The 22,803-nt window shown below is 55.7% G+C and carries 25 protein-coding genes; 14 read left to right on the forward strand and 11 right to left on the reverse strand.

The window, feature by feature from the left end; all coding sequences use genetic code 11:
* Positions 1–10 precede the first annotated feature (10 nt).
* On the forward strand, positions 11–367 hold the full coding sequence (locus tag BW919_RS04840; protein WP_088335909.1) for a hypothetical protein: 357 nt from the start codon (positions 11–13) through the stop codon (positions 365–367).
* 23 nt (positions 368–390) lie between these two features.
* A complete protein-coding gene (locus BW919_RS04845) occupies positions 391–2,199 on the forward strand; it encodes a hypothetical protein (protein WP_088335910.1) in 1,809 nt (602 codons plus the stop codon).
* 2 nt (positions 2,200–2,201) lie between these two features.
* Here the strand turns inward: BW919_RS04845 and BW919_RS04850 are convergent, their stop codons facing one another.
* From BW919_RS04850 to BW919_RS04875, 6 genes are read right to left on the reverse strand one after another with little or no spacing between them, the layout of a single operon-like run.
* Positions 2,202–3,278: a KH domain-containing protein gene (locus BW919_RS04850; protein ID WP_198324567.1), complete on the reverse strand. Its 1,077-nt coding sequence runs from the start codon at positions 3,276–3,278 to the stop codon at positions 2,202–2,204.
* On the reverse strand, positions 3,211–3,702 hold the full coding sequence (locus BW919_RS04855) for a DUF2118 domain-containing protein (RefSeq protein ID WP_157666062.1): 492 nt from the start codon (positions 3,700–3,702) through the stop codon (positions 3,211–3,213). The genes BW919_RS04850 and BW919_RS04855 overlap by 68 nt, the downstream gene beginning before the upstream one ends.
* Before the next feature lie 2 nt (positions 3,703–3,704).
* The gene (locus BW919_RS04860; protein ID WP_088335913.1) at positions 3,705–4,679 is read right to left on the reverse strand and encodes a polyprenyl synthetase family protein; all 975 of its coding nucleotides are present in this window, start codon (positions 4,677–4,679) and stop codon (positions 3,705–3,707) included.
* A gap of 12 nt (positions 4,680–4,691) precedes the next feature.
* On the reverse strand, positions 4,692–6,053 hold the full coding sequence (locus BW919_RS04865) for an RNase J family beta-CASP ribonuclease (RefSeq protein ID WP_088335914.1): 1,362 nt from the start codon (positions 6,051–6,053) through the stop codon (positions 4,692–4,694).
* Positions 6,041–7,165 carry a type 2 isopentenyl-diphosphate Delta-isomerase gene (gene fni / locus BW919_RS04870; protein WP_198324568.1) on the reverse strand — a complete coding sequence of 375 codons (1,125 nt, stop codon included), beginning with the start codon at positions 7,163–7,165 and terminating at the stop codon, positions 6,041–6,043. The genes BW919_RS04865 and fni overlap by 13 nt, the downstream gene beginning before the upstream one ends.
* A complete protein-coding gene (locus BW919_RS04875; protein WP_157666064.1) occupies positions 7,143–7,862 on the reverse strand; it encodes an isopentenyl phosphate kinase in 720 nt (239 codons plus the stop codon). Before BW919_RS04875 ends, fni begins: the two co-directional genes overlap by 23 nt.
* Before the next feature lie 124 nt (positions 7,863–7,986).
* Here BW919_RS04875 and BW919_RS04880 point away from each other — a divergent pair, with 124 nt between their 5' ends.
* The 5 genes from BW919_RS04880 (at position 7,987) to BW919_RS04900 (ending at position 12,833) form a co-directional block, all read left to right on the forward strand.
* A complete protein-coding gene (locus tag BW919_RS04880; RefSeq protein ID WP_088335917.1) occupies positions 7,987–9,033 on the forward strand; it encodes a tRNA sulfurtransferase in 1,047 nt (348 codons plus the stop codon).
* A gap of 66 nt (positions 9,034–9,099) precedes the next feature.
* Positions 9,100–10,011 (forward strand): CBS domain-containing protein, encoded by a 912-nt coding sequence (locus tag BW919_RS04885; protein ID WP_088335918.1) that lies wholly within the window; start codon positions 9,100–9,102, stop codon positions 10,009–10,011.
* Positions 10,012–10,056: 45 nt separating this feature from the next.
* On the forward strand, positions 10,057–11,253 hold the full coding sequence (locus BW919_RS04890; RefSeq protein ID WP_157666066.1) for an FIST signal transduction protein: 1,197 nt from the start codon (positions 10,057–10,059) through the stop codon (positions 11,251–11,253).
* A 54-nt stretch (positions 11,254–11,307) separates the two neighbouring features.
* Positions 11,308–11,820, forward strand: a complete 513-nt coding sequence (locus BW919_RS04895; RefSeq protein WP_088335920.1) for a 3-isopropylmalate dehydratase small subunit — start codon at positions 11,308–11,310, stop codon at positions 11,818–11,820.
* A gap of 5 nt (positions 11,821–11,825) precedes the next feature.
* The gene (locus BW919_RS04900; protein WP_088335921.1) at positions 11,826–12,833 is read left to right on the forward strand and encodes an isocitrate/isopropylmalate dehydrogenase family protein; all 1,008 of its coding nucleotides are present in this window, start codon (positions 11,826–11,828) and stop codon (positions 12,831–12,833) included.
* On the opposite strand, the gene BW919_RS04905 is transcribed toward BW919_RS04900, so the two are convergent.
* A complete protein-coding gene (locus tag BW919_RS04905; protein ID WP_088335922.1) occupies positions 12,817–13,116 on the reverse strand; it encodes a hypothetical protein in 300 nt (99 codons plus the stop codon). The two genes, BW919_RS04900 and BW919_RS04905, sit on opposite strands and share 17 nt — an antisense overlap.
* 26 nt (positions 13,117–13,142) lie before the next feature.
* Between BW919_RS04905 and BW919_RS04910 the strand changes: the two genes are divergently transcribed.
* Together BW919_RS04910 and trpB are read left to right on the forward strand one after the other, a co-directional pair.
* Positions 13,143–13,853 (forward strand): hypothetical protein, encoded by a 711-nt coding sequence (locus tag BW919_RS04910; RefSeq protein ID WP_088335923.1) that lies wholly within the window; start codon positions 13,143–13,145, stop codon positions 13,851–13,853.
* Positions 13,854–13,865: 12 nt separating this feature from the next.
* Positions 13,866–15,074, forward strand: coding sequence for a tryptophan synthase subunit beta (gene trpB / locus BW919_RS04915; RefSeq protein ID WP_088335924.1), 1,209 nt, complete (start codon positions 13,866–13,868; stop codon positions 15,072–15,074).
* A 6-nt stretch (positions 15,075–15,080) separates the two neighbouring features.
* On the opposite strand, the gene BW919_RS04920 is transcribed toward trpB, so the two are convergent.
* On the reverse strand, positions 15,081–15,476 hold the full coding sequence (locus tag BW919_RS04920) for a V4R domain-containing protein (RefSeq protein ID WP_088335925.1): 396 nt from the start codon (positions 15,474–15,476) through the stop codon (positions 15,081–15,083).
* Positions 15,477–15,492: 16 nt separating this feature from the next.
* Between BW919_RS04920 and BW919_RS04925 the strand changes: the two genes are divergently transcribed.
* From BW919_RS04925 to BW919_RS04935, 3 genes are read left to right on the forward strand one after another with little or no spacing between them, the layout of a single operon-like run.
* A complete protein-coding gene (locus BW919_RS04925) occupies positions 15,493–15,858 on the forward strand; it encodes a dihydroneopterin aldolase family protein (protein WP_157666068.1) in 366 nt (121 codons plus the stop codon).
* The gene (locus BW919_RS04930; RefSeq protein ID WP_157666069.1) at positions 15,855–17,138 is read left to right on the forward strand and encodes an adenylyltransferase/cytidyltransferase family protein; all 1,284 of its coding nucleotides are present in this window, start codon (positions 15,855–15,857) and stop codon (positions 17,136–17,138) included. The genes BW919_RS04925 and BW919_RS04930 overlap by 4 nt, the downstream gene beginning before the upstream one ends.
* Positions 17,135–18,343, forward strand: a complete 1,209-nt coding sequence (locus BW919_RS04935; RefSeq protein WP_157666070.1) for a TIGR04013 family B12-binding domain/radical SAM domain-containing protein — start codon at positions 17,135–17,137, stop codon at positions 18,341–18,343. The genes BW919_RS04930 and BW919_RS04935 overlap by 4 nt, the downstream gene beginning before the upstream one ends.
* A gap of 150 nt (positions 18,344–18,493) precedes the next feature.
* Here the strand turns inward: BW919_RS04935 and purQ are convergent, their stop codons facing one another.
* From purQ to purC, 3 genes are all read right to left on the reverse strand, one after another.
* Positions 18,494–19,174, reverse strand: coding sequence for a phosphoribosylformylglycinamidine synthase I (purQ, locus tag BW919_RS04940; protein WP_088335929.1), 681 nt, complete (start codon positions 19,172–19,174; stop codon positions 18,494–18,496).
* Between the two features lie 68 nt (positions 19,175–19,242).
* Positions 19,243–19,497: a phosphoribosylformylglycinamidine synthase subunit PurS gene (gene purS / locus BW919_RS04945; protein ID WP_088335930.1), complete on the reverse strand. Its 255-nt coding sequence runs from the start codon at positions 19,495–19,497 to the stop codon at positions 19,243–19,245.
* Positions 19,494–20,237 (reverse strand): phosphoribosylaminoimidazolesuccinocarboxamide synthase, encoded by a 744-nt coding sequence (gene purC / locus BW919_RS04950; RefSeq protein ID WP_088335931.1) that lies wholly within the window; start codon positions 20,235–20,237, stop codon positions 19,494–19,496. Before purC ends, purS begins: the two co-directional genes overlap by 4 nt.
* A gap of 108 nt (positions 20,238–20,345) precedes the next feature.
* Here purC and BW919_RS04955 point away from each other — a divergent pair, with 108 nt between their 5' ends.
* Positions 20,346–21,593 (forward strand): FIST signal transduction protein, encoded by a 1,248-nt coding sequence (locus BW919_RS04955; protein ID WP_088335932.1) that lies wholly within the window; start codon positions 20,346–20,348, stop codon positions 21,591–21,593.
* 71 nt (positions 21,594–21,664) lie between these two features.
* Positions 21,665–22,780: a DUF2117 domain-containing protein gene (locus BW919_RS04960; RefSeq protein WP_157666071.1), complete on the forward strand. Its 1,116-nt coding sequence runs from the start codon at positions 21,665–21,667 to the stop codon at positions 22,778–22,780.
* The last annotated feature ends 23 nt before the right edge of the window (positions 22,781–22,803 follow it).

Raw genomic sequence — 22,803 nt, forward strand, 5'->3', positions numbered from 1 at the left:
TGTGATGTCCTTGCCATACGAGCTCGGAAAAGTCGAGACAATTATAAAGCCGGACGACGGCGGAGTGATCTCAGCAGATATAAAAGTGTTGGCCACAGTAAGCTTGCATCGTGGTCCTACGATCATCGCGGAAGTCGATCCCAGGATAGCTGGAGAGATAGAGGAAGACGACCATGTCATCGTCGACTTACCCTTGATACCTTCTCCGAATGAGTCCAGACCACAACCCAAAATAGTGAAGATTATTAAGGATGAGAAGCTCGTGAACCGCGTGAAGGCGGAAATCGAGAAGGAACCCGAGACTATGGTTCCACCCGTAATTCCCGGGCAGCCGACAACACCTCCACCCGAGGATATGTTCGGCTGATAGCAGCTTGGGGAGGCAGATGATTGATTTTTAAGAAGAGAAAAGGTGGCAAGCGTGAACCGTCCGAGATAGACCTTAAGCTTAAACCCCCGGAGGAAGGTGAGGGAGCTCCGAAGCTCAAGCTCCCCAAGCCGGAGGGGAAGCCCGTCGAGTCGAAAGGTGCTGAGACTGTCCCCAAATTAAAGCTTAAACCCCCGAAACCTAGTGAAGAAGAGGAGGAAAAGGAGAAAGAAGAGAGCTCACCGGCTGAAGCACCCAAGCCATCGGAAGAGCGTGCTGCTCCCTCGAATTTGGAAGCTGAATTAGAGCGGCTGAAAGCCGAGAATGAAAAGCTTAGAGAGGAATTAGACGAATGGCGTAACAAAGCCAAGAGTGCGATGGGAGAAAGGGACAGATTAAGGTCTGAAATTAAAAGACTTAAGGAGGAACTTGAGAAGCAAGAGAAGGAACTTGATAAGTACATCAAAATTTCGAAGCAACTGAAAGAAAAGTTAGAAAAAGCCAAAAGAGAATCGGAAGAACTCAAAGAAAAAACGGAAGAGTATCGTGAACGGTACGAGAAGATTGCTAGGAAATACAAGGAGCTTAAGTCGAAGCTAGAGGATCTCTCGGACCAAAATCGTCGTCTCGCAGAGAATCTAAAGAAACTTAAAGAGAAGTACAATGAAGTTAAGGAGGAGAGAGATAGGTTAAAGGAAGAAACGAAAGAAGTGGAGAAGTTCCGGGACCAACTAACTAAACTTCAGAGTAAACTTGAGGAGGTTAAAAGCGAGAGAGACGACTTCGCCAATGAAATTGAAGCCCTAAGGAGTGAGAACGAGAAACTTAAGAAGAAAATAGATGAACTGAAGTCCAATTTGAGCAATCTCCAGAAAAAGCTCAAAGATAGGGAGAAGAAGTTGGAAAAGGCTCGCCAGCATATTGGAAAGCTCAGGGAGGAAATTAAGAGAAGAGACGAGGAGATAAGGAAGCTTAGGAAGGTACAAAATAAGTTGAAAGATGAAATTAAGAGGTACGAGGAAGGGAAGCGACTTCTCGTTCCATCCGAGACCGAAATGGCAATAGCAAAGGTGAAGGGTAGTATTGTAATAGGAAAGAATTCAATGGTTAAGGCACTTCAAGAGGATGAGCCTATAGTAGTTAAGGAAGAAATTAGTGTCAAAGATGACTCGCGAATTTATGGGACGATTGTGGCTAAAAACATTTCAATCGGGAATAATGTGAAGATTTATGGGAATGTAATTTGTGAAAACAAGTTGGAAATCGGAGAAGGCTCTACTGTGAAAGGTAATGTAATTTCTATTAATTCACTGAAGACGGGTGCGGACGTGATAATAGAAGGGAGTATGATCAGTGGAGACGATATCTCGCTCGCTAACAACGTTGAGGTCAAGGAGGTTCTGATCACGCCGAGGTCGGTCAAGGCCAGTCAAGGCCTCAGCGTTGCGGCGGTGCTGTGCAACGATTTCGAATCGACCGGTTCCATAGAGGCGGATTACGTTCTAGCGGATGAGAGGGTCAAGCTGGGTGACGACAGCTTCGTCAAGACAGTAGTCGTCCGAGAGGGGCCAGTGGAGCAAGGGGTGAACTCATGCGTCTACTACGGCTCGTTGTCCATCAAGAGTCGGAGTCCGAAGCTCTACATAAACACCGAACCGTTCGACGATCCAGTCGCTAACAGGGTGTTCCGCAAGACGATTTCCAACGTGGAGCGCCTCGGACCGTTTCATCTATCGAAGTCGGAGAAAGACGCTAAGTTCGTGTTGAACAGGGTCACAAAGATGGACATTGCGGAGATCGTGAAGGAACTACGAGAATCTCTGAAGGTTTAGGTCTAACCTAGTAGTCCCATCTCATGTCCCACGTACCAGTGTAGCGACGACCCTCGAACCGTACGGACAAACCCTTTTCCTCTCACTTCCCATCTGTCGTTGGTTTTCCGAACTTCGCACAGGACCCTCCCAGTAGGTATAGGACGGACTGTGATTCTATTGTCTTCATGTAGGTAACAAACGTAGTACGTCTCACCTTGTCCTGACCATATTTCGCTACCGTTCAGTTCCAGTTTAAGTCGCTTGCCAACCACTAGAGTGTAAACGTCGAGACGGTCTACGATACCGTCGTCGATGACCAAACTACGTTCGGGAACGCGCAGGTCGCTGATGTGAGCTCCCGCACCTATTACGGACCATCTCCCTATTTCACAACGCGAGAGGTATGCGTTCATTCCTACGAAACACCGTTCCTCGATTTTGCACCCGTGAATCTCTGCTCCATCTCCGACGAAAGTCACTGGGCCGAGTTCCGAGCGTTCGATTTCACAGTGTGAAGACACGGAAACCCGTTTGTGTAACACTGAGCGACGGACCGAAGAGAAGTTCGAGATCATGACTCCTCCGTGGACGGTGACATGCTCCAGCTCCACGAACGCTGCCACTCGAGCGTTGCCGCGTATTCTGGATTCCCTTACGGACACGAGGTGTGGGTGTTTGAAGGCAGGGCACAACCAGGCTTCCGAAGGGTCTCGTACCTTGAACCATCTGTTGGTGGGCGACTTCTTCGGATCGACTACGACGGCTAGATCTAGGTAGAAAGGCTTTCCGGCTCGGTTTTCTAGGAGTTCACGGGCCCGCTTGCCGATCTCTCGGATGGTGCCGCCCTCACGACCGATGATGGTAGCTTTCAGCGATTCCTTATGGACTACGAGTTCTGCTCGGGCGTAGACGAGTTCAGGACGTCCGCGGCCGGGCCGGATCTCCTTCACCTTGATTCCTACTTCACGTGGGAGTGACCCGTGGAGTACTTCGCGTAAGGCCGAGCGTAGTGCTCTCTCGACGGCGCGTTCATTCGGTAGGTGCGATGTAGTACTCGTAGTTCGGTCGTCTTTGGGTTCGGATTGCGGGCTGCTCACAGACGTACACCACCAGACAGTCCTGAGGTGCCTCGACGTACCGGACGTTTCCACTGCGAGTCGTCACGGCGGCCAGTGGATCACCTTTCCTGAGCCGGTCTCCTACGTCGGCTATCGGTGTAACTACGTAACCTTCAACCGGTATCTGGTACACCCGGTCCCCGGGCTTCAAGAAGACTAGTGATCGACGATCTACTGGCTCTACGACGACGTGTCGGGTGACTTCGGCTTCCGATACGTTGAAGACGGACCTGGCTTCCTCGTACACCACCCGTTCGTAGAATATCGGCTCGTCTAACTCTTTGGCGACCTTCTCCGCTAGCTCACGCGAGCGTATGATCACCTCGAATTCTGGATCCGTGAGCAAGATCTTGCTACTCTCCGGAACTTCGTCGGTCTCCACGTATATCCTAGGAAGTGCCAACTTCAGAACTCCCTCTCTACAACGAAATCCGCCAACTTTTCTAGGAACTCTCGATGCTCATTCTCGGGGAGCTCGTGCAGCGCAGCTTTAGCGCGATCGGCATACTCTCTGGCCCGCTTTTTAGCGTAATCTATCGCGCCGATCTCTTCTAATATCTGAATAACTTCGCGAACGTCCTCGCGTGAAGCATCCTCATTCCCGAGGACCGAAAGTATGCGTTCCCGCTGCTCCTCATCGGCGAGCTCCAGGCCCTTGATTACGATCAGCGTCTTCTTCCCCTCGACGATATCGCTACCCACTGGTTTACCGAGTTCGGACTCGTCTCCGATCAGGTCGAGGACGTCGTCCTGTATCTGGAACGCGATCCCTAAGTTCTCCCCGTACTCCCGAAGCGCTCCCAATTGCTCGAGATTCGCCCCGGCTTTAAGCCCGCCCACAACACACGATGTCCGGATGAGTGCTGCCGTCTTCTTCCGGATCATTTCGAGGAACTCTTCCTCGGTGACTTCGGTCCTGTTCTCGAACCCGATGTCCATGGCTTGACCTTCGCAGATCTCAGTGCAAGCGCGGGCGAGTTCTTTAACTGCCTCTACATTTCCACCTTCCGCCGCTACTTCGAAGGCTTTGGAGAACAAGGTGTCTCCCGCCAGGATAGCTACCGGTACTCCCCACTTCACGTGTACCGATGGGACTCCGCGTCGTTCCTCGTCTTCGTCCATGATATCGTCGTGAATTAGCGTGAACGTATGAATCAGCTCGACCGCGACTGCTTCAGGGAGTACATCCTTTTCCGATCCACCTAACATGAGACACGATTTGATGGCGAGGAGGGGTCGAATTCGCTTACCTCCCGCTTCGATTAGATGCCAACACGCATCGTAGAGGTCCTCTGGTCCTCCTCTGGGCAGTACCTCCTCAATCTTGGCGTCGACGAGCTCGCGTGCGCGGTTTAACTCTTCCAGTATCTCACTCCGCATGGAATCGTCCCCTTATAACGGCAGACTTAATTTCGTGCCGTCGAACATTATGAATACGTCTCGGTTCACCTCATAACCCTCTTGAGTGGCCAGTTCGGCGTACGCGGCCAGCATATCCGGGTCACCGTGTGCCGGGACGATGAACTCCGGATGGAGCATCCTGAGCATTAGGCGGTGATCTTCACGACCCGCGTGCCCCGACACGTGCACATCCTTGAACATTTTCACGCCCTTCAGTCTGAGCTTGGTATCTAACACGTAGCGGTTAGCTCGATTTATAGGGGACGGAATCGTTGATGACGAAAACACAACGCTATCTTCTTCGGTCAGTCGGTACGGAAGCTCGCCGTCAACGATCCGCGGTAGCACGGCGCCCGGCTCTCCTTGATGTCCCGTGACGATCAGTAGGTAGTCCTCCTTCTCCTTGTTCGCCCGTTCGAGTCCCCGTCGAATAGTCTCGGGGCGGTCGTAAATCCTGGCACCCGCGGGGAGGTTCAAAAGGCCGAGCTCCTCGGCGATCCTTCCGTATTTACCCATGGATCTTCCGGCGAGGATCACCTTTCTGCCTAACCTATCCGCAGTGTCTGCGATCGCCTGTATCCGTTCTATGTGTGACGAGAATGTTGTGACGATAATACCCTCACTCTCCTCGTCGGCAAATCTGAGCACGTCGTTCACCATTTCCCTAGCTACAGATTCGGAAGGTGTCTTAATTTCTTCAGCGACTCTCAAACTCTCAGTAATGAGTAGTAACACACCTTCTTTGCCCAATTGTTTGAGCCTTTTATAATCCGGTTTGTACCCTATTATTTGATTATCGTCGAACTTAAAATCACACGCGTATACTATTGCTCCGTAAGGTGTATGTAGCACTGGTAGAACACAACATGGTATGCTATGGCTTATTGGGATAAATTCAAGTCGGAGTTTCGAGGTAATCTGCACTTCATCTCCCGGCTCGACTGTGTACAAGTTAATCATAATGTCTTCGGATTCATCAGCGTACCTTATCTCATTCCTGAGGTCGGCTTTCACGAGTTCTATTGTGAACTCGGTTCCGAATACCGGACACTTGTACTTAAAGAGAAGTTTGGGTACCGCCCCAATGTGATCTAGGTGAGCGTGGGATAGGACCGCGGCAACCGTTTTGGAACGGTGGGGACGTAAGATCGAGTCATTCGGTATCGCTTTCACTTTGCGGAGTTCCCTAGTTGAGGCTTTCTGGAAATCTTTTTCGAAAACTAGCGACTTGTCCAGGGACATACCACAGTCGAAGATCACTATCTCCTCGTCCACGCGGACCGCGGTCATGTTTCGTCCACCGGCCTCGCCGTATCCCCCTACTGCGAACACCTCGACGGTCAACGGTTCCACCCCGTTCGGCGATCACCGGTGCAGACGAGATCGAGTGGGATTCCCCGGCACTCCAACCATTCACGTAGCTTCCCGTACACTACTATGGGGACACTGCTCATTTCCTCCACGGATGAACACCCCGCCATCAACATTGCAATCTTGACCTCGCGAGCGATCGACTTTAGGAAGCGGACGCAGCCTCTGACGCCCTCAGCCAGCACTTTACGGAGCACTGGTAAGGCCATTCCAGCGCAGTCCGCGCCTAGAGCCAAAACCTTCGCGACATCCATCCCCGTGCGCACGCCTCCGGTTCCAATTACTACGAGATCGTCACTGACGACGCTCCTGACCTCAAGTACTGAAGCTGCGGTGGGAACTCCCCAATCGGAAAACGCGTATCCTAATGGTGTCTCACCGTGAGCTTTCGACCGGACGGCTTCGACCATTGCCCAGTTAGTTCCACCAGCTCCACCGACGTCGATACCCTCCACGATATTTCGAACCAACTTGGCGTCTTCGGCTGACACGCCGGCTCCGGTTTCCTTCAAGATCACCGGCACATCCACCGTTTCGCAGACTTCGGCGAGTACGTCCACGAATCCGGCAGCGTCCGCCTCACCTTCCAACTGAACCGCTTCCTGCAGCACGTTCACGTGAACGGCCAGCGCATCTGCGTCCACCATATCGACGACTTCGAGTGCAATGTCCGGACCGTTCTCGCGCAGCTGTGGGAGCCCGATATTGGCCAGTACCAGGCCGTCGGGATACTCCTCCCGTACCACTTCAAACGTCCACCGCACTTCCGGATCCTCCACGCCGGCTCGCTGGCTTCCAACTCCTATACCTACCTCAAGCTCGCGGGCTACTCGGGCGAGTTTCCGGTTGATCTCGCCGGTTTTAGGATGTCCTCCCGTCATCCCGGCGATTATCATTGGGAAAGAGAGCCGCTTCCCGAAGAGTTTGATTTCCATGTCCACGTCGTCGAAATCTAGCTCCGGGAGTGCCCGATGTACTATCTTCACGCAGTCGAACAGCGGGCTTTCCTCCGATTCGACGTCCTCCCAAACGCACGCCAGCACGTGTTCCCACTTCCGTTCTCTCGTTCCTTCAGCGCGTGATCCTCGTGCCAACGTGTCCACCCCTAAGGAATCTGTCGACGTTTTCCGGGTCTCGAGCATCGAACAGGTACACTTCCACGCCGCGCTTCGCTATGCGTGCGGCCCTTCGTAGTTTCTCCGCGATGCCCCCCGTCACATCCACGCCGGCAGAACCTTCCAGCTGTCGTGCCAAATCTCGCGCTTCATCCGGAGAGAGCTCCCTTAAGGGCTCCCCCTCCTCCGGTGTTCTCGGGTAAACCCCGTCGACGCTCATTCCGAAACCGACCCGATCCGGACCCAGCCGAGACACTAGCTCGGCGATTTCGTCGCCCGACATGATCCTGAACCCGTCCCCGCCGTGGTCTGGGACGACGTCACCGTAGAGTAGGGGAACACAACCACGCTCCAATAGGTCCACCAACACGTTGAGCGAATACAGCACCGTTGCGGGGGTCACCGGGTACACGCGCACCCCCGAGTCCACCGCCACCTTCTCAACGATGGAGAGTAGCTCGTGCATCGCCCGTCGAACTTCCGAAACACCCTTTTGTAGGTCGGTTACCCTCGACGCCGCGTAGTGCCCGAACGACCCTCCACCGTGAATGAGTACTAGGTCTCCCTTCCAGTCGGAGATGACTTTCATGAGCCTCCGAATACGGTCTTCCCTGGCCGTTTTCGGTTTCGATTTGTCGGTGATCACACTTCCTCCGAGCTTCAGAACCGTGAGCACAGGAGCCCCCGACGTGACCTCGACCCGCCCGTAAAACGGCCTTCGGGGGGCGATGAGGACACCCGAGGCCCAGGGGAGCGATGACCGGAGCGGTGGGCGGCCGAGCTTGTAGGGGGTGGATTTCATGAAGCCGATCACACTGATTAGGCCCTCGGGTGAGGTGACGGCTAAGAGCGCGCCCGTCCGAAAGATGTTGCTGGGCGAAATGGCGCGACGGTTAGAGCGGAGGCTCGGTGAGGTAGTTCGGGTACGCGGGATGAGGTTGATAGTCCCAGGCCATCATCCGAACGCCGCTTCGGAGTTCGGTGTCGAAGGTGCGTTACCTGGATACGAGGTAAGACCTAAACCGGCTACAATACTCAAAGCCACGCGACGTGTGTTACGGGAGTGTCCAGAGGAGATCAGGGTGGACGTCCGGTCACACCATGACGGCGTTTCGGAGTATGCGCTGTTCGAGTCCGTGAGGGAGATCGTCAAGTCTACCGGCCGTAAGACTAGCAAGCGTGGATCCCGACTGCTGGTAGAGGTTTATCCCGATGTCGCTTACGTCTGCGGGCCCGAGAAAGCTGGTCCCGGTGGTCTTCCCGCGGGTACGCAGGGAAGTGCGCTGTGCTTACTTTCTGGTGGCTTCGACAGTCCCGTAGCCACGTGGATGGTTATGCGCAGGGGACTCGAGTGCAAAGGGTTACACTTTTTGGTCACGGAGTCGGAGCTTGAGGCGGCCCGTGAGAACGAGCGAGTCCTCCGACGCTGGTGTCCGGACTTTGATCTCTTAGTGGACGAGTCGCACCGTGAGTTCCTGGAGACCGCCGAGGAGCGACTGACCGGACGACTCAAACGGTACCTATGTGTTGTATGCAAGATGAGGATGCTCGAGCGTGCCTCTCAGTGGGCCGATCGGCTCGGGTGTGATTGCATTGTCACCGGTGACTCATTGGGTCAAGTCGCGAGTCAAACTGTGTGGAACCTCGAGCTGGAGGAATCTCAAGTGAATGGTACTGTACTACGTCCGTTGATCGGTCTGAACAAACCTGAGATCATTCAATACGGGCGCAAGATAGGAGTTCCTGAACGCGATCCGGGACGGTGTCCGTTCGTTCCGAAAAGACCCATCGTCAAACCCAGGAAACAGGAGGCGTTGCGCGCGTATCGGGAGGTCGTTGATGGATGATCATTAATTCCAGTCGGTAGAAAGGTGCTCTAACGTCTGAGAATTTGGGGGGGGAATCCGTGAGCTTTGAGAGAGAAAGTCTCGTCCAACCCTCAAGAGCTCAGACCCGAGGTATTGGCTAGACATAAAGTGTCTGACTTCGTTCGTCACGGTGCCATTGCTGTGAAACCCGATGAACCACTGTGGAACGCGCTGAAGGCTATGGTCACTCACGGCATTCACGGTGTGGCGGTGATGGAGGGTTCCAAGATAGTTGGAGTGTTCGAGGAGAACGATCTAATCCGTGCCCTCCGTGCGCTCGAGGAGGACGCTCTCTCGGCCGAAGTCAAGCGGTTCATGAAACCTGCCGTGGTAGTGAAGTCGAGCGATACTCTCCGAAACGCCATGGTTGAAATGCTGAGGGGCAACACGACCCGGGCATTCGTGCGTTCTTCCGGTCTCCTGAGGAGCGGTGTGTACGGTGTGATTTCTGTCTCTGATATCGTGAGAGTACTTACGGGGGATTATAGGGGATTTAGGGTTCCCGGCAACACGGATCGACCGGTTTCGCCTCCGAAATTCGGTGACATATTCGGGAACGTAGGAAGTGTAGCCGTCAAGCAAGTGGTTCGAGATTCTCCTTTGACCTTGGACGCTTCCAGCTCCGTTGCCGATGTCGCGAAGTGTATGAGTGAGAAGGGTCGACACTACGTGGTCCTCCTGGAGAGGGAAGTCCCGATCGGTCGTGTTGGTGACAAGGACGTGATGGGTGCAGTTTTCGACGCGATTCTAGACCGGAAGAATTTGCATGACCTAATGGCTAAAAGTTATCTGCAAGAAATGGTGGTAGTTCCTCCCGAGACATATCTACATGAGGCCCTTTGGGAAGTTATCGACAAAATGTCGGATAGAATATACGTGGCGGATGGTAAGAAGTTAATCGGGGTCGTGCCGTTGATGAATGCCATCTACACACTGGCGAAAATAGCCAGCGAGTGATCTCAAAGTATACAGTCGCTGCGGCGATCATCGGGGGTGGAACTTTTGGTCGACCTGGACTGCTGCGTAGTGTGTGGTGATAGTCCGGAAAATACTGTTGATGAAGTCATCGAAAGGCTTGGTGACCGTGCTGATTTCGGGATCGTATTTTTTCACGACATAGATCCTGAAGATGTTGTCTCCGAGCTCAGTTATGGGGTTGAGCGTTTCGTCGGTTGTGTGGCCGGAGAGGGCCACTATCCCGGATCGGTTAGGGGACATAAAATCAGCTTACTGGCGTTGAAGACGGAATGGATGGCCAAATTCGGTACTGGCGGATCGGCGCGTCAAGGCCCTGGCGAGGCCTCTCGCGGTGCACTGGAGGAGGCTTTCGAAGACTTGGACTTCGATCCATACGACGTCTCCTACACAGCGCTTAATTTCAAGGATCCAAGACGAATCGTCGCGTATAGGCCGGTTATCGGTATAACGTTCATTGATGGGGCCACGTTCCACAACCTCGGTGGTACGGGTCTCGAAGTGCTCTCCAGCTTCCGATTCGGGAGTGGTCCCGCGGCCTTAAGTATAAGCACCTTCGGGGCACTGTCAAGTGATCCTGAGTTCGAGAGTGCTCCCGTAGTGTGCGATAAAGGGGTGTTCGAAAAGGGTGCTGTTTACGCTACTATCTTCACCTTTTTGAAGGTGGGTTGGTCGTTCGCGTCCTCGCTGAAACCCGTAATGAAGCTCGGAACGGTAACGAAAAGTAGGGAAAACGTGATCGTTGAGATCGACGGGCGTCCCGCCGGCGAGGTCTATATCGAGAAGCTCGAAGGAGTGACCGACTACGTCAAGGCCTGCCCGGATGAGTACGTCTACAAGAAGCTTCCACCACTCGGCGTGGTTCGTGTGCTCCCTCCCGTTGGGTACAGGATCGTCCCACGCACTCCACTAGAGGTTACCGACGATTACATCCGAACGGCTGGTTACGTCGTAGAGGGCGAGCAGCTGCTGCTTCTCGGCTTCGATGATAAGCCGAACGCCCCCGTTAGGGCCTACCAAGGATCCTTGAGCTCAGGTGAGGAGCCGCTAGCGTCCATTCTGGTCACGTGCGCGGGACGCAAGCCGCTCAAGGAAGAGATACCCGACAAGCACTGCGTTGGTATGTATTCCTTCGGAGAGATCACTCCGATCACCGGGTATAACGAATTCCACAACCACGTATCAGCATGCCTTACGATCTTCAGAGAACCGGTGTTCGACTGATCCGTCGACAAAGGTGATAACTTACCGGTTACGGGAGCGGTCCGGGGCGTCCGCTTGAGAGACGTTATCCGGGGAAGAACCTGGGTCTTCGGGGACGACATCGACACCGACCAGATCATCCCGGGTCGATACCTCACTACCCAAAACCCTAGGGAGCTGGCCAAGCACGTGATGGAGGGGGCCGATCCGAAGTTCCCTGAGAAGGTCCGTGAGGGCGACGTGATCGTGGCCGGGAAGAACTTCGGCTGCGGTTCTTCCCGTGAGCACGCGCCGATCGCGCTCAAAGCTGCCGGAATCGCCTGCGTGGTCGCGAGGTCTTTCGCCCGTATCTTCTACCGGAACGCGATCAACTTGGGGCTACCTCTAGTGGTATGTCCGGGCGTGGACGATGCGTTCGAGGATGGGCATGAGATCGAAGTGAACCTCCGAAAGGGGTACGTCAAGAACCTCAACACCGGTGAGGAGCTGGAGGCGAAACCGCTCCCGGACTTCATGATGAGGATACTCGAGTCCGGCGGCTTGGTTGAATTGATCAATCGGGAAGGGCCACGGGCTTTCGAGGGGTGATCTCCGTGGCGTACAAGATCGCTGTGATCCCGGGAGACGGCGTCGGACCGGAAGTCATCGAGGCAGCCCTCCACGTGATCGAACCGCTGATCGACGCGGAGTTCGTCGAGGGTGAGGCCGGCGACGAATGCACCGAGAAGCACGGCGATCCGCTGCCGGAAGATACCTTAGAGCTCTGCCGCGAAGCCGATGCGGTCTTATTCGGAGCTGCTGGTGAAACAGCAGCCGACGTGATCGTCCGACTGAGACAGGAGCTCGATTTGTACGCGAACATTAGACCGGTACGTGGGTTCCCGGGACTCCGTGAGCTCACCGGTAAGCCGTACGTGCGGGACGACGTGGACTTCGTGATAGTGCGCGAGAACACCGAGGGGCTGTACTCGGGAATCGAGGGGAGATTTCGAGACACCGCGTACACCTTGAGGATCATCACAGAAGAGGGAACGCGGCGTATCGCCGAAGTCGCCTGCGATTTGGCGGAGGAGCGCGGCTCGAATGTCGTTACGTGCGTGCACAAGGCGAACGTCATGCGCGAGACGTGTGGGATCTTCCGCGAAGTATGCAAGGAAGTGGTCGAATCCCGTGGATTGGAGTTCGAGGAGTACTATGTGGACGCTGCGGCTATGTTCATGATCACTGAGCCGGAGCGCTTCAACGTCATCGTGACGTCGAACATGTTCGGTGATATACTCTCTGACGAGGCGGCGGCACTAGTTGGTGGGTTGGGATTGGCACCCAGCGGGAACGTCGGCGACCGCTACGGGCTGTTCGAACCTGTGCATGGATCGGCGCCAGACATCGCTGGTAAAGGAATTGCGAACCCGTTCGCGACGATACTTTCAGCGGCCATGATGCTAGAATGGTTGGGTGAAGATGAAGCTGCAGAAGCCGTGAGAGAGGCCGTGGGTGAGGCGATCCGAGAGGGTGTCGTCACGCCGGATTTGGGAGGTGATAAAAAGACGATGGAGGTGGCGGAGTTCGTCAGGGAAGCGGCTCTCAACCTGGTCCAGTAGTAGGTCCAGTGGAGGACGACCCAACGGTTGATTCTCCCTTCCCTGTACCACTCTCCTCGCCGGATCGTGCCCCTACGTCCTTAACTTTCGTCTTGGCGGCGATCTCCGACGGTGACAGTGGGTGAGGTTTACGGTTTTTGAGCTCCGGTGGCAGTACTACCTTAGACATCTTCTTCTGTTCCTCGATCTCTTGTTTGATAGGCGAGATACTGACGAACCCCGCGGCCATACCGATGACGAATCCCAGAATCGCGGAAACCTTCAGGACAGTTTCGGTCTTCAAGTCCGTCAACCCCGGAGGGAAACGTCATGATGTCGATCAAAATGACGATCGGAGCTACCGGAGCCGCCGAGGCGGCTTCGCACGGGGACGTGATCGTGGTAGTGGATGTCGTGAACACTTCTTCTGCGGCTGAGGTCGCCTTACGCGAAGGAGCTGTCGCCATAATAGGAGCGGCTCCCGATAGTGCTTATCGGGTCCTCTCGGGTGAGCACGCGGCTAAATACCCATTCGCGGAGACACCTGAAGGCGTTGATCCGATAGAGCGAGGCCGGGAAGCTGGCAAGATAGCCGTGGAAGAGGGATGCGATGTAGTACTCGTGGTAGATGGTGGCGAAGATAACGCGAGTTTGGCTAGGAAAGGCGTTGAGGACGTCGGGGCGGAAATCCGGGAGGTCGTGCCTAACGCAGGTCCTAGGATTAAGGACGTGGTGGATCCGGCGGGTAAGGTCTTCCTGTTCGCTACGGCTACGGGCGGGACACTCTACGACGTTGCTAAGACCCACGGAGCTCCTGCGGTAACGTTCGGAACAGTCGTGCGTCGCTCTTTCACCAGGGCGTGTGTGGAAAGGGCACTGAGGTTAGCCGGCAGGTACGGGACAGGCATCACGGTAGTTGTCTCGTCGATCTTCGCCCCGGAAGACTTAGACGCCGGCGCGAGGATTTTCGAGGAGGCCTGTAAGGCCATCACGGAAAGCGTCTGTGAAGAACGGTTCGAGGATGTCGTTTCGAGACTGTAGGGGAGACCCAGATTGGGACGGTACGTGGACAGGTACCCGGACGAGAACGGGTATTTCGGTGAGTACGGAGGGCGTTTCGTGCCGGAGACACTCATGCCCGCGCTGGAGGAACTAGAGGATGCGTTCAAAGAAGCGCGTGAAGACCCAGAGTTCTGGGAAGAACTCGACGAACTGTGGCGGAAATACGCAGGGCGCCCGACTCCACTGTACTACGCACGGAACCTGTCGCGGAAACTCGGCGTCAAGGTGTACCTCAAGCGCGAAGACTTGGTCCACGGTGGGGCACACAAGCTGAACAACACCTTAGGCCAGGCCCTACTCGCCGACCGTATGGGTAAGAACCGCATCATCGCGGAGACCGGTGCCGGACAACACGGGCTCGCCACCGCCATGGCCGGGGCCGCGCTGGGCAAGAAAGTCGAGATCTACATGGGGGCCATCGACGTAGAGCGCCAGAAACACAACGTCTTCAGGATAGAGCTGATGGGGGCCAAAGTCCACCCCGTGAAAGCCGGAACGCAGACACTCAAGGACGCGATCAACGAAGCGCTGCGCGACTGGATAACGAACCTCGAGACTACTCATTACCTCTTAGGTTCCGTCGTCGGACCGCACCCTTACCCGTGGATTGTCCGCGAGTTTCAGCGGGTAATCGGCAGGGAGACGAGGGATCAGATCATGGAGTTAGAGGGAGGTCTTCCAGACGCGATCGTGGCGTGTACGGGTGGAGGCAGTAACTCCATCGGGATATTCTACGACTTCCTGGACGATGAGGAAGTAGCGCTCTACGCCGTCGAGGCCGGTGGCAAGGGATTGGACACTGACGAGCATTCGGCCTCGCTGTGCGCCGGGGAAGTTGGAGTTCTCCACGGCTGTCTGACCAAGGTCCTCCAGGACGAGCACGGCCAGATCCGACCGACACACAGCGTCGCACCTGGACTCGACTATCCTGGAGTGGGTCCGGAGCTTGCGTTTTTAGTGGACGAAGGTAGAGTCACCGCCGACGCCGTGACGGACGAGGAAGCGCTGCGTGGTTTCGTTATACTGAACGAAACCGAAGGGATACTCCCGGCGCTCGAATCCGCACACGCTATCTATTACGTGAAAAAGCTAGTAGAGAAAGGTGAATTGGACCGTGGGGACGTTGTCGTCGTGAACCTGTCGGGGAGAGGCGACAAGGATGTAAGGATAGCGGCGAAGGAACTGGGGGTGGAGATCTAACTATCCCTATCCCTTCGGCGTTATACGGAACTCACAGACGTCGTCGCCCACCAGCTGGCACTTCGTCTCCTCGATCTCCATGCTCTTATCGTACTTAAGCTCCGCTAGTTTTCGGAATAAAGCCTGCTCCAGCTCGCAGGCTGGCTCGGTAAATTCCATTTCCTCTTTGACCTCGGGGTTCTCCTCGTAAAACTCTACCGTAACCGTCGTCTCTACGGTGATGACTATTTCTTCCGGATCCTCCTTATCACCCGCAAAGTCAACTTTTATCCCCTCCATGCCCATATCCTCGAGCAACTCCAGCATCTCTTCAAAAGAGTCCGCACGCTCGTAGACGATTTCCGCGAGGAACTCTCCCTTCTCTCCCGCTCCCTCCTCCAAGTCTTTTATCAACTCATCCAAGGGGGAAGACCCCGACTTGAAGTATTTCAAGAGGCTATCCGATCGGGAGCGCGCGATATTCGAGGCTGGAATCACGCTAGGCGCTATATATCATCAGTTCTGCGGCACGCCTGTATCACCTAGCACCGCGGAGGAGGTGGCTAAGTGTATCGAACAGGCTGCCCTACTTCAACCCTGTGTAATCGATGCTCGGGTGGAGGTAGACGTATCGTCTGAGGACACTGACAACTATGGTGGGTACACGGAGGTTTCAGGCCGGAACCTACGAGTTACGATTGTAACTAGGTGCGGGGAGTGGGAAGCCGTAGGGAAGCTCGAGTTCATCGAGGAGCTTAATTATCCCCTCATGTGGGTCGAGAAGGTCCGGCGGGTGAAACAGTGACCGTTATCGGGATAGCCGCCGACTTCGACCCGCCCCACCTGGGACACGCTTACCTGTTAGACCGTGCTCGAGACTTCGGCGACGAAGTCGTGGTGTTCCTCAACGCTGATTACACCGCGCACCATACCCCACCTCTTCTACCGTACCGTTTACGCCGCGAAGTAGTGTTAGAGCTCGGCGCAGACGAGGTGATACCGGTCCGAGGGTACCACCAGCGATTTCCACTTGCCTACACGGTCCCCGTGCGAGTCAGGCTCATGGCGGAAGAGGGCGTGGATATCATCCTCGACGCTGGACCGTCGCGGGACCTCGATCGGCTCCGTGAGCACGTCGAGAGGGTGTTGGAGGTAGGTGACCTCTTCTCCATCCCTCCAAACGTTCCGGACCGTAATGTGGTACGATGGTTGGCAGCGGTCGAGTACGTGAACCGAGAGTTAGGAACGGACGTCGAACTACTCCTTGTTCCGAAGCTCGAAGAGTATTCCGGTCGCAAGATAAGAGCCGCGCTCCGGCGTTCCGGTTATTCACCCGATTCGCTTGGAAAAGTTAGGCGTTATCTGCCCAGAGAGACGTTCAAAAAACTTGAACGATACCTCAAGGAACGAACACCACCAATAGCCCAGCGGAAGGAGCTTCTCGACGTCTTGAACCGCGCGTCGAGCTACGAGCTCTGTAGTATCGCACACCTCAATACCATCGCCGTTCGGGAGATCCTCAGAGGGCGTCCTTTCAGGTCGGAGCGTCAAATTTGGGGAGCACTCCGCAGGGCTGACTACGGTTCGGTGCTCACGCGACTCGCGTTGGCGAACACCGAATGTCGCGTAACCTCGGGCGAGATCGCTCGGATCGCCCTAAGCTGGTGTGTCGAGCGTCTTGTCCCGGAAAACCAATCTCCCGACTCGATGTACCGGCGCGATTGGTTCGTGGCAGCTCTTTCCAGCCGCGGAATTAAGGCCCGAGATGCGGATCAGCTGTACAGGCGAGCGAACTCCTACGGGGAGGCTCGTCGATTGGCTCGTAGACGTTACGGCGTCGATCCCGGAGTCCCGAGGTTTGAGACCTTCATAGGTGAAGCTAGGGTTTCTGACGGAGAATACAGTCCGGCTATATCGTCTAACGGCCGGTTAGGAGTCGTCGAGGGCGGGTTTCAGGAACTGCGCGCGACGGCATTTGGGGCCACGTTGCTCAGGTACGTCTTGGACGACCCCTTCGTGGACGCCGTGATTCGGGTGGAAGACGAGGAGGCCAGACTGATCGTTTTCCCGGGGGATATGTCGTGAGGAGGATTTGGTTCTACTTGAGCTCGAAGAATAAGTACAGCCTGGCGCATGTGCTCGGGGCTGTGGAGACCTGTGCTCCCGAGCTAATCCCGTACATCGAGGTCTCCAGGAACCCGAATCCTAAGCCCGGGGACGTCGTGGTGTTCTCGTTCAACACGTTCATGGCACCCGAAGTCTTCGAGATGGTGGAACGTTTCCATGATGACGTGGTAAAACTGGCGGGCGGTCCACACCCATCGGCCCGACCGGACCAGTGTCTCGATCACGGGTTCGACATCGTCCTGATCGGGGAGGGGGAGAAGGTAGTCCCGGAGATACTCCGTGAACTCGTTCGCGGTAAGGAACCTGAGGAACGCCCCGGCGTTTACCTAGGCGAGGGGAAACCCCAACCAGCCCCGCGGGTGGAGGATCTGGACAGTTTTCCGCCGTACTCCGAGGGTTTTCGAATATTCTGTCCCCTCGAAATCACCAGAGGATGCCCTTGGGGTTGTGCCTTCTGTCAGGTTACCAGACTCTTCGGGTCGAAGCCACGACATCGATCCGTTGAGGATGTGGTCCGTTGGGTCAGGAGGGGAGTCGAGCGGTACGGTCACACCTTCGTTCGCTTCGTCGCTCCGGATGCCCTGGCCTACGGGTCACCCGACGGTGTCCGGCTGAAGCCGGATCGGATTGAGCGTCTCTTGCGATCACTCCGATCGGTTGAGGGTCTAGAAAAGGTGTTTTTCGGTAGCTTTCCGTCGGAGCTCAGACCCGACTCCATCGCCAAAGAGGATGCCATTGAACTGATAGCTCACTACGCGGACAACGAGCGTGTTAACATCGGGGCTCAGTCTGGGAGTGAGCGAGTACTCAAGAGGATCAAGCGAGGGCATACTGTGGAGGACGTCGAAGTGGCCGTAGAGAAGGCGCTTGAAGTCGGTCTAAAACCTGTGGTCGACTTCATCTTCGGGTTACCCGGGGAGACGGAGGAGGACCAGTTAGCGTCAGTAGAACTCGCACGGTGGGTGATTAAGCGAGGTGGTGAAGTCAGACTCCACTACTTCATGCCACTGCCCAAAACACCTCTGGAGAAGGAGGAACCAGCACCGCTCTCGTCCAAGATCCGCCGGATACTCGGACGGTGGACCCAAGAGGGTAAGGCGGAAGGCGCATGGGGACACCAGATAAGGCTCTCTAGGATAGCGATGAAAGTCGTAGGAGAGTAGTAAGAATTTGATGTTCTCGTGCTAATCCCGGCCGCATGGGATCGGACGGGCGGGCAACCCGGTACTGGACCTCGAGAACGCGCTCGTCGCCATCCCGACCAGGCTCACTGCTCGTCTCGGAATCGACACTGTCGATGGATAGCTGCCAGGTCAGGATCGGCACCACTCGACGAGCGACTCGAACAACCGTAAACCGTCATCGGAGTTAAGGAGACTGTGAGCCGCGCGCTCCGGGTGAGGCATCATTCCGATGACGTTTCCATCATCGTTCACAACTCCTGCAATACAACCGACGGAGCCGTTGGGGTTGTACTCCTCTGAGACATCTCCGTCTGGTCCGCAGAACCTGAACACCACGTTATCCTCGATCTCCTCCGGGTTTTCGTAGTAGTACCGGCCCTCCGCGTGGGCGATCGGGACTCGGATGACTTCGCCCTCTTCGTACTTGGTCGTGAACGGGGTGTCAGTACGTTCCACGCGTAAGTAGACCCAATCGCAGATGAACCTGTTCCCGACGTTGACCGTGAGAGTACCCGGGATGAGCTCCGCTTCGGCTAGTATCTGCATTCCGTTGCACACTCCCAGCACTGGGAGCCCTTCCTCTACACACTCTCGGATCTCCTCTAGAATCGGGGATAGCGCGGCGATGGCACCCGCCCGGATGTAATCCCCGTAGGTGAATCCACCCGGAATGATCACAGCGTCGAAGGACTCTAACCCACCATCTTCGTGCCAGACGAACTCCGGATCTCCACTAGCGAGCTTCACCGCCCATGCCATCTCGAGATCGCAGTTCGTGCCGGGAAACCTAATGATGGCCACGCGGACCAAACTCAGGCCCCCGATGATGACCTACCCCGGGACCGAGGTGGTGGGGAGTCCCAAGTACACCGAGGGGCTCACTCGACGGTTTCGATCTCGTAGTCTTCGACGACCGGATTCGCGAGTAGCCTTCGACACATCTCATCGGCGATCTCTATTGCCTTTTTTTCGTCGTCGATGTCTAGCTCGATCCTGTAGATCTTGGCTGTTCGAACGTCTTCCACCTCCTCGTATCCCAGTCGGTGTAGCGCCCTTTTCACGGTCTCACCTTCTGGATCCAATGCCTTCGGTTTCAAGCTCACGCGAACCTCAACGGTTACCAACCGTGTCACCCCGGTAGCATGGCCAGCTTCTCCTCATCACCCCGCAAGATCCTCTCGGCGGCTTCCATATAGCCAGCCAGGACATCTCCTTCGTCCTTTCTGAAGATGTCCTTATCCAGGCTCTCCTCGGTCTCCGCGTCCCAGAACCGGCACGTGTCGGGGCTGATCTCGTCCCCCACTATGACTTCTCCGTCCGAGTTCACTCCGAACTCGAGCTTGAAGTCCACAAGGATGATGTCGCGATCCTCCAGGAACTTGGAGAGTACTTCGTTCACCTGCAGGGTCATCTCCCGCATGCGCTCTACTTCTTCTTCCGTAGCTAAACCCAGCGCTCGGATGTGGTCCATATTCACCATTGGATCTCCGTATTCGTCGCTCTTGTAGTCGAATTCGATGATAGGTGGATCCAGCTTCTCACCCTCCTCGAACGGTAGTCGCTCCACTAGACTGCCCGTCGCTATGTTGCGACATATGACCTCTAAGTTAAACATGTCTAAGCGCTCCACCACCATGCGACGCTCGTCGACAAGTTCCACGTAGTGGGTTGGTATTCCAGCGTCTTCGAGTACTTCGAACAATCGCGCTGAGATCAGGCAGTTGTAAACACCTTTACCCGCGATAGTGTCCGTTTTCTCCATGTTAAACGCCGTAATATCGTCCCGAAACTCCATCACGAGCAGATCTCCCTCTTTCGGATGTTCGTAGAGGCTCTTCGCCTTGCCTTCGTAGACGAGTCTACCACGCTCCATGGTCGCACCCACCTCCTTAGCCTGTTAACTTGATAAAACGCTATAAACCCAGAGGCGTCGGTTACGGAACGGTAAGCTAACTGCGACCACGAAGGTGGGGAAGCCGGTATGAAGCGCGAAGCTATAGAGGTCGGTGTAGCCTACGGGAAGGATCCGTATACGGTCGTGGAAGACGCGATGGATCAGCTGACGGGTCCCCCCAACTTCGGGTTGGTATTCTTCTCACCCAGGCATGTCGATGAGATCGAAAGTGCTATTAGTAATGTCTCGGCAGAGTGTAGGATCGTAGGGTGCTCGACGGCCGGTGAGCTCACACCGGATGGGTACACCCAGGGTACAGTCACCGTGACGTTAATTCACAGTCCGTACCTATCCGTGGAAACGAATCGCGTTACCTTCGAGCGTGAAGACCCGGAGCACGCTAAGGAGATCGGACGAAACCTCGTACTCGGAGCTATGGAGAAACTACGTGATCCCGGTCCCTGCCTCGACATCAACTTCAACACCATGCTCAGGAGCCTCAGGGAAGGGAAGCCTGTCAAAGTTCTTCCTTATTTCATGATCGAGCTAGTTGAGGGCTTAGTTCCAGCCATCGATTATTATATGGATGGCATCAACGAGGTGATTCGGAAGTACAAGTTCTTGGAGGTGTACGGTGGGGCGGCCGGCGATGATTTACGTCTCGAGCGTACGTACGTGCTAGAAGGACGTACATTGTGTCCCGAAGGGTCCGCTGTGATAGCGTTCGGATCTACAGCTCTCAAGATCGGCGGGGCCCTAGAATGTGGATTCGAGCCGGTGTATGAGGATAAGTTCCCGATCACCAAAGCCGTACCCGAGGAGCGTCGGATCGTGGAGTTCGACGGCGAACCCGCCGCTGAATATTACTCCGAAGTGGTGGGGGAGGACGTCGAGAGACTCGATGACTCCGTGTTCATGTGGAACCCGCTCGGATGGGAGATTTTCGGCCGGGAGATAATCGTGCGCGAGCCGGCGTTCGTTGAAGACGACGGGTCGATGGTGTTCCACTCAAGACCACCGGCGGCTGGAACTCTAATCCGACTTGAACCGACCAAGGAGAACATGCGTGAAACTGCGCGACGCGTCACGGAGCGGGCTATGAATAGAGCGGACATCCGAGACCCCAAAGAGATAGCGCTGGTGTTGGTGTTCGACTGTGCTCATCGAGATTGTGACGAACAGTACGACGCAATCCGGGAGGTAGTGGGCGACGACGTACCGGTCGTCGGATTCAAGACTTACGGAGAGCACGGACAACTCGAGACGGGTCCCGCCGGTCATTTTAACCAAACCATCGAGGTCGTCGTGATCGGTAGAACCCCGGTTTCTCGCTGACTCCTATCCCCGTCGTTCCCATCGTTTCGAGTGAGATAACGAAGGGGGTCTCCGAGATCCGAGTAGGGCTCGTGATCCACGGTCCCACGGTTATCGACACGGGATGGACAGAGCGTATCCTTCACTCCCTGGAAAGGCTAGGTGAGGTCCGTGCTAAGCTCGGAGGTACCACCGGTTACGTGGCGCTCTTAGATGCGGGGCTAGACTCCGTAGTGGAGTTCGATCGGAAGCTACCGAGCGAGTGCTTGTCCGATCTGAACGAGTGGGCCGACGTTCTAGTCCTCACGAACCACGGCAAAAGTCGAGAAAGCGGTCTCGCTTTCGCGGAACAGGTACTCTCCAGGGCCGAAGGCGTCGACTCGCTAGTACAGGTAGAGCGCCCGGGCGAACCCGACGGTGGTATTGTCCTATGGAACCCCGACGACGTGGAGCGGAAGGTGGCTGAGCACCTCCAGAAGGATTTGGGGCTGGAGATCACCGAGGTTAGGACGGTTCGGACCGATAAAGGTGGCGAGACTGAAAGATCCCGTAGGATCGCCTGTGTCGAGCCAGGTGATCTCATTCTAGTGAACGGAATCACCGTAGGCGTCGCCGAGTCCCGGAACGTAGAGCTGGTGTTCGATGATAGTGGGTACTTGGTGGAGATCCGTGGCGGTAGGATCAAGCCGGAAGGCGTAGAGCGCCTCGGCCAGGTGGATCCCGAGCGCGTGGTAGTGAAAACGGACCGCAGACTTAGGAGGACTGAGCCGAAGCGTAGGAGGGTGAAGAATGGACCCGCAAGGATCCGCCGGATTCTACTCATCGACCACGACGCAGAGCGTAAGGTCGAGGATATGCGTCGATCGGATGCTGTCGTCTCCGTCGGTGACGATACGACTTGCGTGTGTGCGGAGCTAGGTGATCGGCTGGGAGTCTGGGTGATAGGGATCGTCGATCTCGACCCGGACGGGTGGGTTCGTGACGATACGCGCGAATCCCTGCGCGGCTCCGAGAACCTAATGGCTCTACTTGTGTGTGAGCGGGACGACGATGCCGGGGAATTGGTTCGAGAGCGATTCTTTCGCGGCCGAGAGGTGAAGGTGCTCGATCCCCCCGTGACAGCTGGGGATCTCGTCGAAGAGGTGAAAGAGTGCGTAAAAGAGGTTCTCAAGTGCGTGTACCACAAGGCGAAAGAGACCTCAGCGTGAGCTGGGTTCCTCACCACTCGGAC

This window comes from Methanopyrus sp. KOL6 (assembly GCF_002201915.1).
In the GTDB taxonomy this organism is placed as follows: Archaea; JAADCQ01; Methanopyri; order Methanopyrales; family Methanopyraceae; genus Methanopyrus.